Source organism: Sphingobium sp. SA916 (assembly GCF_002894065.1).
Lineage (GTDB): Bacteria > Pseudomonadota > Alphaproteobacteria > Sphingomonadales > Sphingomonadaceae > Sphingobium > Sphingobium fuliginis.
Genome location: NZ_LXYF01000001.1, coordinates 234500 through 250178, shown reverse-complemented (window position 1 = coordinate 250178; position 15679 = coordinate 234500). Strand labels below are relative to the sequence as shown.

At 62.7% G+C, this 15679-nt stretch carries 20 protein-coding genes; 8 read left to right on the top strand and 12 right to left on the bottom strand.

Translation table 11 applies throughout. From position 1 onward, the window contains the following. The 3 genes from sucC to A8G00_RS01290 all read left to right on the top strand — a co-directional run bounded on the left by sucC (position 1) and on the right by A8G00_RS01290 (position 3005). On the top strand, positions 1-1200 hold the full coding sequence (sucC, locus tag A8G00_RS01300; RefSeq protein WP_025550217.1) for an ADP-forming succinate--CoA ligase subunit beta: 1200 nt from the start codon (positions 1-3) through the stop codon (positions 1198-1200). Between the two features lie 126 nt (positions 1201-1326). Beyond that, the gene (locus A8G00_RS01295; RefSeq protein WP_025550216.1) at positions 1327-2076 is read left to right on the top strand and encodes an electron transfer flavoprotein subunit beta/FixA family protein; all 750 of its coding nucleotides are present in this window, start codon (positions 1327-1329) and stop codon (positions 2074-2076) included. After that, complete coding sequence (locus A8G00_RS01290) at positions 2073-3005, top strand: electron transfer flavoprotein subunit alpha/FixB family protein (protein WP_048577912.1); 933 nt, start codon at positions 2073-2075, stop codon at positions 3003-3005. Before A8G00_RS01295 ends, A8G00_RS01290 begins: the two co-directional genes overlap by 4 nt. Before the next feature lie 56 nt (positions 3006-3061). Here A8G00_RS01290 and A8G00_RS01285 read toward each other — a convergent pair whose 3' ends face one another. The 10 genes from A8G00_RS01285 to uvrA all read right to left on the bottom strand — a co-directional run bounded on the left by A8G00_RS01285 (position 3062) and on the right by uvrA (position 10984). Beyond that, complete coding sequence (locus tag A8G00_RS01285) at positions 3062-3406, bottom strand: glycine zipper 2TM domain-containing protein (protein ID WP_025550214.1); 345 nt, start codon at positions 3404-3406, stop codon at positions 3062-3064. A 170-nt stretch (positions 3407-3576) separates the two neighbouring features. After that, entirely contained in the window at positions 3577-3795 is a 219-nt protein-coding gene (locus tag A8G00_RS01280; protein WP_025550213.1) for a hypothetical protein, read from the bottom strand. A gap of 128 nt (positions 3796-3923) precedes the next feature. After that, positions 3924-4100 carry a hypothetical protein gene (locus A8G00_RS24935; RefSeq protein WP_165363300.1) on the bottom strand — a complete coding sequence of 59 codons (177 nt, stop codon included), beginning with the start codon at positions 4098-4100 and terminating at the stop codon, positions 3924-3926. 62 nt (positions 4101-4162) lie between these two features. Further along, positions 4163-4375 (bottom strand): cold-shock protein, encoded by a 213-nt coding sequence (locus A8G00_RS01275; RefSeq protein WP_007684722.1) that lies wholly within the window; start codon positions 4373-4375, stop codon positions 4163-4165. Positions 4376-4545: 170 nt separating this feature from the next. After that, a complete protein-coding gene (locus A8G00_RS01270; protein WP_102999745.1) occupies positions 4546-5547 on the bottom strand; it encodes a hypothetical protein in 1002 nt (333 codons plus the stop codon). A gap of 103 nt (positions 5548-5650) precedes the next feature. Further along, positions 5651-5827 carry a hypothetical protein gene (locus A8G00_RS01265; protein ID WP_025550211.1) on the bottom strand — a complete coding sequence of 59 codons (177 nt, stop codon included), beginning with the start codon at positions 5825-5827 and terminating at the stop codon, positions 5651-5653. 112 nt (positions 5828-5939) lie between these two features. Next, positions 5940-6134, bottom strand: a complete 195-nt coding sequence (locus tag A8G00_RS01260) for a hypothetical protein (protein WP_025550210.1) — start codon at positions 6132-6134, stop codon at positions 5940-5942. A 21-nt stretch (positions 6135-6155) separates the two neighbouring features. Beyond that, positions 6156-6650 carry a hypothetical protein gene (locus A8G00_RS24670; RefSeq protein ID WP_128830804.1) on the bottom strand — a complete coding sequence of 165 codons (495 nt, stop codon included), beginning with the start codon at positions 6648-6650 and terminating at the stop codon, positions 6156-6158. Continuing rightward, the gene (locus tag A8G00_RS01255) at positions 6634-8019 is read right to left on the bottom strand and encodes a DUF3696 domain-containing protein (RefSeq protein ID WP_102999744.1); all 1386 of its coding nucleotides are present in this window, start codon (positions 8017-8019) and stop codon (positions 6634-6636) included. Before A8G00_RS01255 ends, A8G00_RS24670 begins: the two co-directional genes overlap by 17 nt. 52 nt (positions 8020-8071) lie before the next feature. Continuing rightward, positions 8072-10984, bottom strand: a complete 2913-nt coding sequence (gene uvrA / locus A8G00_RS01250) for an excinuclease ABC subunit UvrA (RefSeq protein ID WP_102999743.1) — start codon at positions 10982-10984, stop codon at positions 8072-8074. 163 nt (positions 10985-11147) lie between these two features. Here uvrA and A8G00_RS01245 point away from each other — a divergent pair, with 163 nt between their 5' ends. The 3 genes from A8G00_RS01245 (at position 11148) to A8G00_RS01240 (ending at position 12578) form a co-directional block, all read left to right on the top strand. Then, positions 11148-11720: a septal ring lytic transglycosylase RlpA family protein gene (locus tag A8G00_RS01245; RefSeq protein WP_044662614.1), complete on the top strand. Its 573-nt coding sequence runs from the start codon at positions 11148-11150 to the stop codon at positions 11718-11720. Positions 11721-11760: 40 nt separating this feature from the next. Continuing rightward, positions 11761-11901, top strand: a complete 141-nt coding sequence (locus tag A8G00_RS24930) for a hypothetical protein (protein ID WP_216365585.1) — start codon at positions 11761-11763, stop codon at positions 11899-11901. Between the two features lie 365 nt (positions 11902-12266). Beyond that, complete coding sequence (locus A8G00_RS01240; RefSeq protein WP_102999742.1) at positions 12267-12578, top strand: UrcA family protein; 312 nt, start codon at positions 12267-12269, stop codon at positions 12576-12578. A gap of 166 nt (positions 12579-12744) precedes the next feature. On the opposite strand, the gene A8G00_RS01235 is transcribed toward A8G00_RS01240, so the two are convergent. Both A8G00_RS01235 and A8G00_RS01230 read right to left on the bottom strand, forming a co-directional pair. Continuing rightward, on the bottom strand, positions 12745-13488 hold the full coding sequence (locus A8G00_RS01235) for a LytTR family DNA-binding domain-containing protein (RefSeq protein ID WP_025552126.1): 744 nt from the start codon (positions 13486-13488) through the stop codon (positions 12745-12747). A gap of 272 nt (positions 13489-13760) precedes the next feature. Then, on the bottom strand, positions 13761-14870 hold the full coding sequence (locus tag A8G00_RS01230) for a sensor histidine kinase (protein WP_102999741.1): 1110 nt from the start codon (positions 14868-14870) through the stop codon (positions 13761-13763). Positions 14871-15031: 161 nt separating this feature from the next. Here A8G00_RS01230 and A8G00_RS01225 point away from each other — a divergent pair, with 161 nt between their 5' ends. Further along, positions 15032-15277: a hypothetical protein gene (locus tag A8G00_RS01225; RefSeq protein WP_229742423.1), complete on the top strand. Its 246-nt coding sequence runs from the start codon at positions 15032-15034 to the stop codon at positions 15275-15277. A gap of 79 nt (positions 15278-15356) precedes the next feature. Beyond that, complete coding sequence (locus tag A8G00_RS01220; protein ID WP_102999740.1) at positions 15357-15608, top strand: hypothetical protein; 252 nt, start codon at positions 15357-15359, stop codon at positions 15606-15608. Positions 15609-15679 lie beyond the last annotated feature (71 nt).

Sequence of the window (15679 nt, the reverse complement as noted above, 5' to 3'; positions counted from 1 at the left end):
ATGAACATCCACGAATATCAGGCGAAGGAACTGCTGGCGAAGTACGGCGCGCCGATCGCCGCCGGTTACGCCGCTTTCTCCGTCGATGAAGCGGTCGAAGCCGCCAAGAAGCTGCCCGGGCCGCTCTATGTCGTGAAGTCGCAGATCCACGCCGGTGGCCGCGGCAAGGGCAAGTTCAAGGAACTCGGTCCCGATGCGAAGGGCGGCGTCCGTCTGGCCTTCAGCCTGGACGAGGTGAAGGCTCACGCCACCGACATGCTCGGTAACACGCTGGTGACGGTGCAGACCGGCGAAGCAGGCAAGCAGGTCAATCGCCTCTACATCACCGACGGGGCTGATATTGCGAAGGAATTCTACCTCGCCCTGCTCGTGGACCGTGCGACCGGCCGCGTGGCCTTCGTCGTGTCGACCGAAGGCGGCATGGACATCGAGGAAGTCGCGCATTCGACCCCGGAGAAAATCCACACCTTCGCCGTTGACCCGGCCACCGGCTTCATGCCGCATCATGGCCGGGCCGTTGCCGCCGCGCTGGAATTGACCGGTGACCTGGCCAAGCAGGCCGCCAAGGTCGCTTCGTCGCTCTACGACGCTTTCCTGGCGACCGACGCGTCGCAGATCGAAATCAACCCGCTGGCCGTCACCGAGCAGGGCAACCTCCTCGTCCTCGACGCCAAGGTCGGCTTCGACGGTAACGCACTGTTCCGTCACAAGGACATCGTCGAACTGCGCGACCTGACCGAGGAAGATGCGGCGGAAGTCGAGGCTTCGGAATATGACCTCGCCTATATCAAGCTGGACGGCAATATCGGCTGCATGGTGAATGGCGCGGGCCTTGCCATGGCGACCATGGACATCATCAAGCTGAATGGCGAATTCCCAGCCAACTTCCTGGACGTCGGCGGCGGCGCTTCCAAGGAAAAGGTGACGGCGGCCTTCAAGATCATCCTGAAGGACCCGGCGGTGAAGGGCATTCTGGTCAACATCTTCGGCGGCATCATGAAGTGCGACATCATTGCCGACGGCATCGTCGCCGCCGCCAAGGATGTGAACCTGTCGGTTCCGCTGGTCGTCCGCCTGGAAGGCACGAACGTCCAGCAGGGCAAGGACATATTGGCCAAGTCGGGCCTGGCCATCGTCCCGGCGGACGATCTGGGCGACGCGGCCAAGAAGATCGTGGCGGAAGTGAGGAAGGCAGCCTGACGCAGCTTTTCGCCTGAACAAGACACCAAAAGGGTGCGGGTGGTCCGGAGACGGGCTGCCCGCGCCCCTGCTTGCATTTGCTGTCGCATTTGCGGGCTTGGCGTGAATGAAGGAAGGATGTTGGAGATGAAGATCCTTGTGCCCGTGAAGCGGGTGATTGACTATAATGTGAAGCCTCGGGTGAAGGCGGATGGGACGGGCGTCGATCTGGCGAACGTGAAGATGTCGATGAACCCGTTCGACGAGATCGCGGTCGAGGAAGCCATTCGCCTGAAGGAGAAGGGCGTGGCGACCGAGGTGGTGGCGGTGTCGATCGGCGTTGCCAAGGCGCAGGAGACGCTGCGCACGGCGCTGGCCATGGGTGCCGACCGGGCGATCCTGATCCAGACCGACGATGAGGTCGAACCGCTGGGCGTGGCCAAGCTGCTCGCCAAGGTGCAGGAAGAGGAAGGCGCCGGCCTGATCATCCTGGGCAAGCAGGCGATCGATGACGACAGCAACCAGACCGGCCAGATGCTGGCGGCCCTGCTGGGTCTGCCGCAGGGCACCTTCGCCAGCAAGGTGGAGGTCGAAGGCGACAAGGTCAGCGTGACCCGCGAAGTCGACGGCGGTCTGGAGACGGTGAAGCTCAACGTCCCCGCCATCGTCACCACCGACCTGCGTCTCAACGAACCGCGCTATGCCTCGCTGCCCAACATCATGAAGGCGAAGAGCAAGCCGCTCGCGACCAAGGCGCCTGCCGATTACGGCGTGGACATTGCGCCGCGTCTGGAGACGATCAAGGTGTCCGAACCGGCCAAGCGTTCGGCCGGCGTGAAGGTGGCCGATGTCGATGAACTGGTCGCGAAGCTCAAGGCTCTGGGAGTTGCAGCATGACGAAGACGCTCGTTTGGGTTGAACATGAGGGCGGCGCGGTCAAGGACGCGACGCTTTCCGCCGTCACCGCTGCATCGAAGCTGGGTGAAGTGCATCTGCTGGTTGCGGGGCAGGACGTCGGCGGCGTTGCCGCGGAAGCCGCCAGCATCGCGGGCGTGGGCAAGGTCCATGTCGCTGACGACGCCGCCTTCGGTCATGCGCTGGCCGAGAATGTCGCGCCGCTGGTCGTTGAGCTGATGAGCCATCATGATGCGTTCGTCGCGCCCGCCACCAGCAATGGCAAGAATATCGCGCCGCGCGTGGCGGCTTTGCTGGACGTCATGCAGATCAGCGACATTCTGTCGGTCGAGAGCGAGGATATGTTCACCCGGCCCATCTATGCCGGCAACGCCATCGCGACGGTGAAGTCGAAGGATGCCAAGAAGGTCATCACCGTTCGCGGCACCGCTTTCGAGAAGGCGGCCAAGGAAGGCGGCAACGGGACTGTCGAGGCGGTGGCTTCGACGGGTGACAAGGGCATTTCCTCCTTCGTTGGGGCCGAGATCGCCAAGCTGGAGCGTCCGGAGCTGACTTCGGCCAAGGTGATCGTGTCGGGGGGCCGTGCGCTCAAGGACGGCGAGACGTTCGAGGCGACGATCTTCCCGCTGGCGGACAAGCTGGGCGCGGCGGTCGGCGCGAGCCGCGCGGCGGTCGACGCGGGTTATGTGCCGAACGATTATCAGGTCGGGCAGACCGGCAAGATCGTGGCGCCGGAAGTCTATATTGCCGTGGGTATCTCCGGGGCGATCCAGCATCTGGCGGGGATGAAGGATAGCAAGACCATCATCGCCATCAACAAGGATGAGGATGCGCCGATCTTCCAGGTGGCGGACATCGGGCTGGTCGGCGACCTGTTCAAGGTCGTGCCGGAGCTGGTCGAAAAGCTGTAAGCCCTGTCGGGGTTCAGAAGGAGGGCGCGGGCCTTGGGTCCGCGCCCTTTTTCGTTCTATTCGCAGCGGACGTCGTTCTTGTCGATGGCGCGGCCGGCGAGCGCGCCGCCGGCGCCGCCCAGGATGGTGCCCAGCGTCTTGGAGCCGCCGGGGGCGATGATGTTGCCCAATACGCCGCCCGCGATCGCGCCGACTATGGTGCCGGTGGTGCCGTCGTCGCGCTTGCAATAATAGCGGCCGTCATTGTCGCGGTAGATATAGTCGTTGTCGCCGATGGGCCGGCCGCCGGGGCGGTGGCCGTAGCCGGGCCGGTCGTAGCCGTAGCGGCCACCGTCACCGTCCGAAACGCAGGCCGTCAACGGCATTGCAAGCAGCGCCGCTGCCAATAGGGGGGTGCGCATTGTCCTTTTCTCCTGTGCTTTCCCTGCTGGGGTGACAACCCTTGGGAAGGGAGGAAGTTGCGCGAAATAGTCTGCCCGCCGCGGCACCAAAAGGGGGGAAAGGCAGCCGGGCGGGCAGTGATGCCAGCGGGGAGAGGGTGTTCACCGCTGGAAAGGAAAGGGTCGGGCCGTCAGGGCGTCACGGGCGCGGCGCCGGTGGTGCTGGCGGCAGGCGTGGCGAGGTTGGGACTGGTCACCGTGCTGTCGCTGTCGCGGCGCTGGTCGAGGTCCGATTTCGCCTGGTTGTAGCGGGCGACGAGGTCGTCCTTGAACTCTGTCAGCTTGCCTTCGTCATAGAGTTTCTTGCCGACATAGCCTGCGATCGCGCCGAAGATCAGGGTGCGGATCATGGGTGGGGGCTCCTTGTTCCGTGGGGAATTTGCAAGGATAACATTGGCGGCGCGGATCGGTTCCGGCGCGGTGCGGCAGGGCGAGCGGGGCCGGCGATGCGAAGAGTGGCAGGGCCGGCCGGGGCCGTTCAGTTGGTGGCGGCGGCGCGGCGGGCGCGGCTTTCGTCGACATATTCCTGTCGTCGGGCCATGACCAGAAAGGCGGCTTCGGAACGCAGGCAGCGCTGGCGGACATTGTCCAGGGTGGCGGCGTCGGCTTCGTTCCGGGCCTGACGGGCGAGGGCGCGGAAATCGGGGTTGGCCATGGGACGCTCCTTTCAAGAGTGGCGGGCGCCGCGTGGGCGGCGCCCGGCCTGTCAGCGGCGCATCATTGCGCGTGCTGGATATTCACCGCCGCCATCTTGCCGCGCTTGTCCTGCTCCAGATCGTAGGAGACGCGGTCCTTTTCGCGCAGGGTGGCGAGACCGCCGCGCTCCACCGCGGAGATGTGGACGAAGGCGTCCGGGCTGCCGTCATCGGGAGCGATGAAGCCATAGCCCTTGTCGGCGTTGAAGAATTTGACGGTTCCGATGATGCTCATGGGGTATTTCCTTCTTTACGTGGGCGCGTCCCGTGTGGACGGGCCTTGCGCTAGAGGGGCAGGGAAAGAAGGAAGTTTGGTGCCGCAAAGCGCCGAAAGACCGTCGATTTGCGACTATAGCCTTCCCCATATAGGGGCATGGGGGCGGAATAGCAAATCGGCGGGTGCGATCATCCTGCTCCCGCCAGCGCGGCGAAGCCGAAAAAGGCGTCGCGGGCGCGCGCGGCGGCATGTTCATAGGGGCGGCGCTCCGCCTCCACGCGCAGGGCCAGCGCCTGTTCCTCCGCCGTCGTCAGGTCGCGCTCATAGGCGTCGATGTCGTAGAGGGCGTCGCTTTCGTCGCCGTCGAAGCCGGGCGGCGCGGGATAGTCGGTGCGCCAGCCGTCCCTTTCCTCATCCCACCAGATGCCGCGCAGCCGGGCGGCGGCTTCGTCCGGCGGGAAGCTGGCGCGGTCGACCGGCGGAGCGGCCGGAATGGGCCGAAGTTCACACCGTCCATCGAGGGGGAAGAGCGGGGCCTTGCCGCCCTCGCCCAGCGCCAGGCGCGCGGCGACGAACAGTGCGGCGGAGGCGCCGGGGGACAAGGCTGTGGCGGCCTGTTCGATGGCGGGCGCTTCTTCGGGGGCTGCGGGATCGGGCAGGGCGGCGTGGTCCGCATCGCCGGCCATGGGCTGGGGCGCGGCGTCGGGGCGGTCGGGCTGCGCCTGATCCTCCGGACAGAGCATGTCGAGATAGGCGGCGAAATCCTGCGCCACCACGCGGGCGAGGGCGGCGTCGCTGCCCTGCGGCGGGCTGTCGGCCATGCGGTCGAGGCGGGAGAGCATCGACATGGCGAGGCGGTTGTCGTGGCGGTGGCGGGTGATTTCGCCTGCGTCCATGTCCTTGCGGATCACCTCCTCATGGCCGGTGAGAGCGCGGGCGAGCAGATCGTCGGCGAGGCGGGCGCGGGCGATGAGGATGGCGGCGTCCCAGCCGAGGCGAAAGGCCGCGCCGTCGCGGCGGATGCGCAGGGCATAGGCCGAGCGCGGGCTGATGTGGGCGGCTTCACAGGCGGAGAGAATGATGCCGGTGGCGGCGAGGGTTTCGAGGAAGGCGCGTTGGCGAGCGGGGCTCCAGCCATCGGCGCGGATCTGCTGCGCGGGGGTGGGGAGGGGAGGGAATTGGCAGGTCATGGCAAGGCCCTTTTCCGTTAGGTGCTTTGCCGGGAGGATATGTCAGGGGAGGAGGTGTAGGACAGAACAAAATCGGAACATGTGCGCTAAGACAGTGACCTTGTCATGCCTGCTTCTTTCGATCGATGATCTTTTTCATCATCGCCATGACCTCCTCATGAGGAATGCCGGGCTTATCGGACGCAAGCGACTTCTCCACCTTTGCGCGAAACCATGCATCATAGGCCTCGGCTTCCTCGGTCGTCGCGAACTCGGATATGATGGGGTCGAGTTTGGGCATCGGTGGAGAATGTCAGCGATGTCGGGCGGTGCCAATCAGCGAGGGTGGCTATTGGTCCGGTCTGGATGAGTAGGATGTGGGCAGCGTAGACCCAATTCTGGCGAGGGCGATTTTACCAATTGCCCCCGGCGTCCTTGATGGCTTTGAGCAAAACCTTCTTGCTGGCGGTGCGGCGGGTGCCGCTGTTGCGGGGGATGTCGGCGTCGGTGATGCCGAGTTCGGCGCGGCGGCGTGCAAGGTCGGCGGCAAAGCTCTTGAAGGCGATGCGGCGGCCGGGCCAGTTTTCAATTTTGTCGGTTGAGGACATCGTCTACTTCCGAAGGGGCCTCTATCGTCCAGCACAAAGCTGGTTTACTCTGACGCCAAGGGCGTTCAGGTCATCCTCGCACTCGTCATAGTCGCTGTCACAAGCATTTGCGATTTCTGCCGCTGAGGTTGCATTGTAAGCACCTGCTACCCAAAGATAGTCGTCGTTATCAAATGGTGAAGATGTGAAAGAATCTGGGAGCAGATAACCCTTCTCATCACGGATAGTTATACGGGTAGCCCAAGACGAGACATAGCCTCTTTCATAAACCATACGTAAAAACATGTCGCCTACGCCGGGTTGGCCAGAAAATGAAGCATGATTTCGATATTTGTCGAAATATTCTGACTCGCTATCCAGGATAATCCTGCCGTTCTCGGCTATATCCCTAAGATATTCAGCGCAAGAAATTCGACACTCTTCTGACGCATCTGGAAAGTTTGTGGGTAGTCCCAATGATTCCTTGGTAAGGTCGTTGGCGACAACCAAAACATTCTCATCAACTACTCTGAGCATTGCGATTTCTCATCCGCCATATCGACGCTGCCTTCTCACGCGCTATTATGTCCCCCATCTGATCACCGAAGAAATCCTTAGGCCAGTTCTCCACTCCCCCGAAGAGGTTGACTTGGAGCGGAGAGAGGTTCGATTGCCCTCCTTCATTTTCGCAAAAGAATAAAGCGATATCATTCTGAGTTATATTTCCAAATTCGGTCTCACGTTCAGCAATTCGCCGTAGAAGTCGATTTAAAAAATGTTCGCTATGGGATTCAATTATGAGCTGAAGTTTTCTGTTTATAGCAGTTGCTATAACTAAGTCCGCTATTCCCGCCTGTACATGGGGGTGTAGATGTATCTCTGGCTGCTCAATCAGAATTGTTGATCCCGCCGGGACATAATACAGTAACGTCAACATCGGAAGAATTTGGGAAACGCCAAAGCCCACATCAGTTATGAGCGTCTCCACGGATTGTGGTCCCTTTTTCACATACACACGGAACAGACCAGACTCCTTGCCTACTTCATCAACCCGGAAAGAGTAAATAAGGCCAAGTTTTTGAAGCCACCAAGCAATCATTTCTTGGAAGCTTTTTGTAGGGCTCTTGTATTTAAGATTCCGTCGAAGGCCAAATTCGGTAGCACTTAAAATGGCTTCAACGGTGCGTTCACCCCGGCGACCCACATCAGCCGGAGTTGAGCCCGACCATGGATATTGTCTCTTCGGATCCTCGCGAAGCGGTCCGAGATGCAGAATTGAGTCCATTTGGTTGACATACGCGTTCTCGAATAGCCCCAAAAACTGAGCATTTTGAAAATACGTCTGTGCTTGGTCAGGCAGCGAAAAGCATTTGGTCGGCTCCGGCAAATCCCATGGACGCCCCATCGAACGAACGAACCTAAATAACTCTTCGTTAGAAGATGTTAGCTGATATCCGGGCTTTCCTTCTCTCCTATTCAAGGAAAAGCTGGCCATATTCGTCGTATAAGTAAGCTCGTTTGTCAGAATTTTTCTACCGCGGGATAATAGCTCAACTTTGATCCCGATTTCCCGAAAGTTGTAGGCTTTCCTCCTTTTCTGCGTAGTATCAGTAAATGATAAAGGCTTGTCCAAACTCCATTCCAGATGCCATTTTAGATTGCGGGCATCTTCATGCCTAAAAATTGAATCCTTATAGGAGCCCAGCTCAACCGGCGTGGAGGAATCGCCAAATTCCAAAACAGCTTGGCTGTTGGTTGAATCTTTTGTCTGCTTCAAGAGCAGCAGAAATTGAATGATGCTGCTCTTTCCCGAGGAGTTCGCCCCGAAAAGAACTGTTATAGGCCGAAATTCAACGGAAAGTTCGGCCCATGATTTAAAATTTTTTACGCTGAGCTTTTTGAGCATAGGCCATTTAAATCATGATAAGTTAATCGTCTAGAGCACCATTGGAAGTCTCTTATTCCGCCGCCACAGCCTCCATCCCCAACAACGGCGCTAAGTACCGCCCGGTAAAGCTCCGGGCGTTCTTCGCCACCTTCTCCGGTGTGCCTTCGGCGACGACTTCGCCGCCTTTGACGCCGCCTTCCGGGCCCATGTCGATGATCCAGTCGGCGGTCTTGATGACATCCAAATTGTGTTCGATCACGACCACGCTGTTGCCCTGTTCGACGAGGGCGTGGAGGACTTCGAGCAGTTTGCGGACGTCTTCGAAGTGCAGGCCGGTGGTGGGTTCGTCCAAGATGTAGAGCGTGTTGCCGGTGGCTCGGCGGGAGAGTTCCTTGGCGAGCTTGACGCGTTGGGCTTCGCCGCCCGACAGGGTCGTCGCCTGCTGGCCGACCTTGACATAGCCCAGGCCCACTTCGGCCAGCATCGCCATCTTGTCGCGGATGGGGGGGACGGCCTTGAAGAATTCCACCGCATCCTCGACCGTCATGTCGAGGACGTCGGCGATGGACTTGCCCTTGAACTTTACCTCCAGCGTCTCGCGATTGTAGCGGGCGCCGTGGCAGACGTCGCAGGTGACATAGACGTCGGGGAGGAAGTGCATCTCTATCTTGAGCACGCCGTCGCCCTGGCAGGCTTCGCAGCGGCCACCCTTGACGTTGAAGCTGAAGCGGCCGGGCTTGTAGCCGCGCGCCTGCGCTTCGGGGAGGCCCGCGAACCAGTCGCGGATGTTGGTGAAGGCGCCGGTGTAGGTCGCCGGGTTGGAGCGGGGGGTGCGGCCGATGGGCGACTGGTCGATGTCGATCACCTTGTCGCAATGTTCGAGGCCCGTCACCCTGTCGTGCGGGCCGGCGACGATGCGGGCGCCGTTGAGGGTGCGGGCGGACGCCGCATAGAGGGTGTCGATGGTGAAGCTGGACTTGCCCGAGCCCGATACGCCGGTGATGCAGGTGAAGGTGCCGAGCGGGATGCTGGCGGTGACATTTTGCAGGTTGTTGGCGCGGGCATTGTGGACGGTGAGTTTCTTGCCCGATCCCTTGCGGCGGCGGGGCGGGATTTCGATGCGGCGGGCGCCGTTCAGATAGTCGGCGGTCAGGCTGTCCTTGTGCGCGAGCAGTTCGTTGAGGGTGCCCTGCGCGACGATGGTGCCGCCGTGGACGCCCGCGCCCGGCCCCATGTCGACGATATAGTCGGCGGTGCGGATCGCGTCTTCGTCATGTTCCACGACGATGACGGTGTTGCCGAGGTCGCGCAGGCGCTTGAGCGTGATGAGCAGGCGGTCATTGTCGCGCTGGTGCAGGCCGATGGAGGGTTCGTCGAGGACGTAGAGGACGCCCGACAGGCCGCTGCCGATCTGCGAGGCGAGGCGGATGCGCTGGGACTCGCCGCCGGACAGGGTGCCGCTGGTGCGGTCCAGGTTCAGATAGTCGAGGCCGACATTGTTGAGGAAGCCGAGGCGCTCCACGATTTCCTTGAGGATGGCGCGGGCGATCTGGTTCTGCTGGTCGTTGAGGCGGCTGGGGAGGGTGGAGAAGAAGCCGAGCGCGTCCACCACCGAGCGGCGGGTGGACATGGAGATGTCTTCCCCCGCGATCTTCACCGCCAGCGCCTCCGGCTTGAGGCGGGCGCCGTGGCAGGTCTCGCACGGCATGGCGGTCTGGTATTTGCTGAGTTCCTCCCGCATCCAGGCGGATTCGGTCTGGAGGAGGCGGCGGTTGAGGTTGCCGATGACGCCTTCGAAGGGCTTTTTCACCTCATAGCTTTTCTTGCCGTCGACGAAGCGCAGGGTGACGGGCCGGCCGGCGGTGCCGTGGAGGATGATGAGCTTCACCTCCCCCGGCAGGTCGGCCCAGGGGGTGTCGAGGGAGAAGCCGAACTCCTTCGCAAGGGAGCCGAGGACCTGCATATAATAGGGGCTGGGCGGGTTGGACTTGGCCCAGGGGACGACCGCGCCCTTCTTGAGGCTGAGGGCTTCGTTGGGGACGACGAGTTCGGGGTCGAACTCCTGCCGTTCGCCCAGGCCGTCGCAGGCGGGGCAGGCGCCCTGCGGGGCGTTGAAGGAGAAGAGGCGCGGTTCGATCTCCGCTATGGTGAAGCCGCTGACGGGGCAGGCGAACTTCTCGCTGAAGACGATGCGGTTGGCGGGGATGCCTGCGCCCTTGAGGTTGCCGGTGGATTCCGCTTCGACCTCGCGGCCGGGGACGGCGCCGTCCGCGAGGTCGACATAGGCGAGGCCGTCGGCGAGTTTCAGGGCTTGTTCGAAGCTGTCGGCGAGGCGGGTGGCCATGTCGTCGCTGACGGCGAGGCGGTCGACCACCACTTCGATGTCATGCTTGTATTTCTTGTCGAGGGCGGGGGCGTCCTCGATGGCGTAGAGTTCGCCGTCGATGCGGACGCGGGTGAAGCCGGCCTTCTGCCACTCCGCCAGTTCCTTGCGATATTCGCCCTTGCGGCCGCGGACCACGGGGGCGAGGAGGTAGAAGCGCGTTCCTTCGGGCAGCTGCATCACGCGGTCGACCATCTGGCTGACCGTCTGGGCGCTGATGGGGAGGCCCGTGGCGGGCGAATAGGGGATGCCGACGCGCGCCCAGAGGAGGCGCATATAGTCGTAGATCTCCGTCACGGTGGCGACCGTGGAGCGCGGGTTGCGGCTGGTCGTCTTCTGCTCGATGGAGATGGCGGGGGAGAGGCCGTCAATATGTTCGACGTCCGGCTTCTGCATCATCTCCAGGAACTGGCGCGCATAGGCGGAGAGGGATTCGACATAGCGGCGCTGACCCTCGGCATAGATGGTGTCGAAGGCGAGGGAGGACTTGCCCGAGCCGGAAAGGCCGGTGATGACGATCAGGCTGTCGCGCGGAAGGTCGACGTCGACGCCCTTGAGATTATGCTCGCGTGCGCCGCGGACGCTTATGGTGGTCAGCATTCGGCAGACCTCTGCTGAGAAATTTGCGTGAGACTCATGGGGGCGTGTTGTTCCAGATTTGTTCTTGGGAGGCAAGGGCCGGTCGGGCGCAAGATAGGGACTGTGCGGCGAAAGGAAAAGGCGGCGGCTTTGCCCCCGCGCCGGGCTGGGTTAAAGGGCGGGGATGAGCGGGACTTTTGTTCGGATGCGGTTCGGCGCGCTGGGCGTCGCGATGGCGCTGGCGGCCTGTGGCGGGGGTGTGCGCTATCGGCCCGTGAGCGACGTGCCGGTGCGGGTGGGAAAGCCCTATAGCGTCAGGGGCGTGACCTATGTGCCTGCCGCCGATCCGGGCTATGATTATCTGGGCTATGCGAGCTGGTATGGCGGGGAGAGCGGGAACCGGACGGCCAATGGCGAGCGCTTTCGGCCGAAGGCGGTGACGGCGGCGCACGCGACGCTGCCTCTGCCGAGCTATGTCGAGGTGACGGCGCTGGAGACGGGGCGGACGATCCTGGTGCGGATCAACGATCGCGGGCCCTTTGCCGGGCGGGGGCGGATCATCGACCTGTCGCGCGGGGCGGCGGAGCAGCTGGGGATCAGGGCGACGGGCCATGCGCCGGTCAGGGTGCGCGTCGTGGAGCCGCCGGAGAAGGACCGCAGCAAGCTGCGCGAGGGGAAGGAGGCGCCGGAGCGGCCGGTCGTCGATGCGCGGACGCTCGCCAATTTGCGGGCGCAGCTCGCCGCGCAGGGGCGGTGATGTCGTTCGTGGAAGAATGTCGTCCGTTCGTCCACGGCTGATGTTGCCGGGCGTGATGGATGGGCGGATCATCGAATGGGGAAAACGGTCGTTGCGCACCCGCGCTATGATGCGGTTCGACATGGCGACGATCTGGCTATGGATCGACTGGCCCCGGGCCGTATCGCCGCAAGATGATTGAAAGAGATCCCGGAGAGCCCGACAGCTTCCTGGATGCACCCCCGGCCTTTCCCTTGCGCCGGGGGTGTTTTTATGTGCGCGAATTGTTGAACGATTGTAATTTTACGCTACGGAACGTTTGTTTTTCTGTCGTAAAATTGTCGTTCGTCCCCGTGAGACTGTATTTGGTCGACGGGAGCGCCGTTGGCCGACAGGGACAGGCGCCGGTCGAAAGCGAAAAGCGATGCATTTGCAATGCGCCTAAACAAAATGGGCGAAGACAGAGACGATGATCTGTTGAGGCCTTCTCTTCTCTTCGCTTGAGGTCTGCACCGCGCCCCACGCGGCCCAGGCCGACAAAAGCATAGCGTTGAGGAGACAATTGCCATGATCGCCATCAAGTTCACCGCTGCTCTCGCCGCCATGGCCGCCGCTGGCACGGCTTCCGCCATCGAATTCGAGTCCAACGGAAAGAGTGTCGAGGTCAGCTATCATGATCTGGACCTGTCGAAGACGAGCGACCAACGCGTCCTGAATGCCCGTATACGGCGTGCCGCGGCAAAGGTCTGCCCGCTCAACGATACCACGGCCGCGATCGAGAAGTGTCAGCAGGTTGCAGCCGCGCATGTTCGCGGCGCTGTGGACCTTGCCGTCGCCAAGGCTCAGAATGGGGAGCGCTTTGCCGATCTGAGCAAGTAAAAGCCAGTCGGCGCAGGCGCCTGAGTTATTCAATCGGTTTTTGGAAAAGGGCCCGGAATTCACCGGGCCTTTCCTTTTGTGGGCGCGGAGCGTTGCGGCGTCCCGTGGGCGCTGTCCTCCATCGTCTTGGGCGGTTTCCCTTCCCATCTGCGATGGATTGAAGGGGTCAGCGGCCTGCCATGGCGCGGGCGTTGGTGAGATAGGTGCGGCCGATGCGGATTTCCGTGCCGTCCGCGAGGCAGGCTGACCAGACGCCGCTGCCGTCGTGGCGCAGCCGGGAGATATGGTCGCGGCGCACGATGTGGGAGCGGTGCAGGCGGACGAACTGCTGCGGGTCCAGCCGGTTTTCCAGCGAACTGATCGTCTGGTGCAGCAGATAGCTATTGGCCCCCACATGCAGCCGCATATAGTCGCGTTCCGCCTCGATCCGGTCGATCTGGACCGCGCCGATGCGGATCAGTTCGGAACGGTGCGGCACCCAGAATTCCTCCGCCCATTCGGGTTCGTCCTGCGTGCTGGTGGCGGGGGAGGGGACGGTGCGGTTGCCCAGCGCCTGTTCGACGCGGTCGATGGCGCGGGACAGGCGTTCATGGGCGACCGGCTTCAGCAGATAGTCCACGGCGGCAAGGTCGAAGGCCTCCACCGCGAAACCTTCGAAAGCGGTGACGAAGATCACTGCCGGGCAGATGCCCATGCGCGAGGTCGCCCGCGCCACCCCGATGCCGTCGAGCAGCGGCATGGCGATGTCGAGCATCACCAGGTCCGGTTCCAGCCCCTCGATCAGGCGCAGCGCCGCCTCCCCGTCGCTGGCGGTGCCGACCAGCGCGATGCGCGGTTCGCGGGCGCAGAGCATCTGGAGGCGCTCGACCGCCAATGGTTCGTCGTCGACGATCAGCGTTCGGATGGGCATGGGTTCGACCTTTCACGGATTGCGCCAAGGATGGGGAAATTCCGTACCCTAGAGCAGATTCCGATCCGATTGCATCGGCTCGACTGCTCTAGGTTTTTGTTTTGTCGCGTTTTCCGAGTCAGCAGATGATTCCATCTGCTTGGAAAACGCTCCAGGCTGCGGCGACAGCATCCATTGTGCCTCTACCCACCTGCGGTTGCTGGGGAGAAATGGATGCTGAAGCAAGTTCAGCATGACGTCGCTTATATTTTCAAGTTGAATGTCGATACGGCCTAGCTCCGGCGGATTATGGGGAGGGTCAGGTCCACCGCGAAGCCGCCGCCGGCGCGCGGGCCATAGTCGATCCGGCCCTGTTCGCCGAAGCGGGCGGTCAGGCGGTCGCGCACATTGGCGAGGCCGATGCCGCTGCCCGCGTCCGCTTCGCTGGGCGGCTTGTCGCCATTGTCGGTGACGCTGATGTGGAGCATGCCCTCCTCCTCCCGCGCTTCGATGGCGATGGTCACCGGGCTGGAGGTGCGCGACACGCCATATTTGATCGCATTTTCCACCAGCGGTTGCAGGATCAGGCCGGGAACGCAGGCATTGAGCAGGGCGTCCGGGATGCGGATGCTGGTCGACAGGCGATCCGGGAAGCGCACCGCTTCGATGTCCAGATAGAGTTTCTGGAGATGCACTTCCTCCTCCAGCGATACGTCCTCCAGCGGGTCGCCGGTTAGGCTGGTGCGGTAGAAATTGGAGAGGGAGAGGATCATCTGTTCCGCCTCGTCGCGCCGGTCCTTCATGACCAGCGAAGAGAGCGAGTTCAGCGTGTTGAACAGGAAATGGGGGTTCACCTGATAGCGCAGGGAGCGCAGTTCGGCCTGCTGGGCGGCGCGTTCCAGCCGGTCGGCGCGGCGTTCGACGCGATGCGCCTCGCTGGCGTAGGAGAGGGCGAGGTACAGGCCGGCCCAGGCGGCGAGGAAGAAATAGCGGCTGATCGCGTCCTCCACGATCTGCATCAGGGCGAAGCCCTGTTCGCTCGCATATTTCTGATAATCGGCGTCAGGAAACAGCGAGGCCGGGTCGTAGATGTTGAAGACGTAGAAATTGGCCGCCGCCGTCGCCAGCGCGAAGGGCGCGGCGAGCGAGAAGGCGGCGACGATGCGCGTCGTCAGCGGCTGGCGGTCGAAGCGGCGCAGGCAAAGATAGAGGACCCAGGTGACGACGATGCCGATCACCGTCACCACCGCGCGGCGCGCGGCCATGGCCCCCTGCGCCTCGAACCCCATGACGGAGGCGCGCAGCGTCACCAGCACCGCGTAGAAGAACCAGAAACCCAATATCGAATACAGTGCGACCGTCGGCGGCACGCCAGGCTCGCCGTCCTCGTTTTTTATGCTCATGGGCGAAAGTCTAGGACAAGGCGCGGCGTCTGTCGCCCCTTGGCGGCGAAGCTGGTCGAAGGGTTCCATGCGTTGGTCGATAGGGGCGGCGGGCGGAACCCGCCCTTGCCGCCGTCCGTTTCATGGTTCGAGGCGCCGGCGCGCCAAAAAAGGAGAGCATGATGAGCGACAAGACCGATATTCGGCCCAACAGCCGCGAGGAAGCCGACGACAGGCGGCCTACCGACGCGCAGGACCATGCGGTGACGACGGAGGAGAAGCTGGACGAGGGATTGATGGACAGCATGGATGCATCCGATCCGCCATCGGCGACCGCGCCGGGCGATCATGGCGATCCGGTCCCGTCTTCCGGTTTTCCTGAAGGCAGGGATCGGCCGGACGGCGAGGATCGGAAGGACGGGCGATAGACGATAGGGGAAATCGTGATATGATCGGTTGGGAGGGCAGCCGCGCGTTGCCCTCCGCAGGTGAGAGGAGCCACTTCATATGCCGACTTCCGCCACTCCCGCGATCGAACGCATTGCCCGCGTGCTGGCCGGGCGCCAGCTCAGCCTGAACGGCGAGGGCGACGATCCGCATGCGGCGAGCGCAGTCGATGCCAGTTGGCAGGACCATGTCGACGATGCCTATGCGATCCTGCACACGCTGCGGGAGCCCGATGCGCAAATGGCGCAGGCGGGCGACGTGGCCGTATGGCGCAGCATGATCGGCGCGGTGCTGGAGCGCAGGGCCGGGTAAGGCATCGCGCAGAAACGCCTGTCCTGAGCCGGTCGTGGATGGGTGTTTTGCGCTGAAAGGGATGCGGCTGA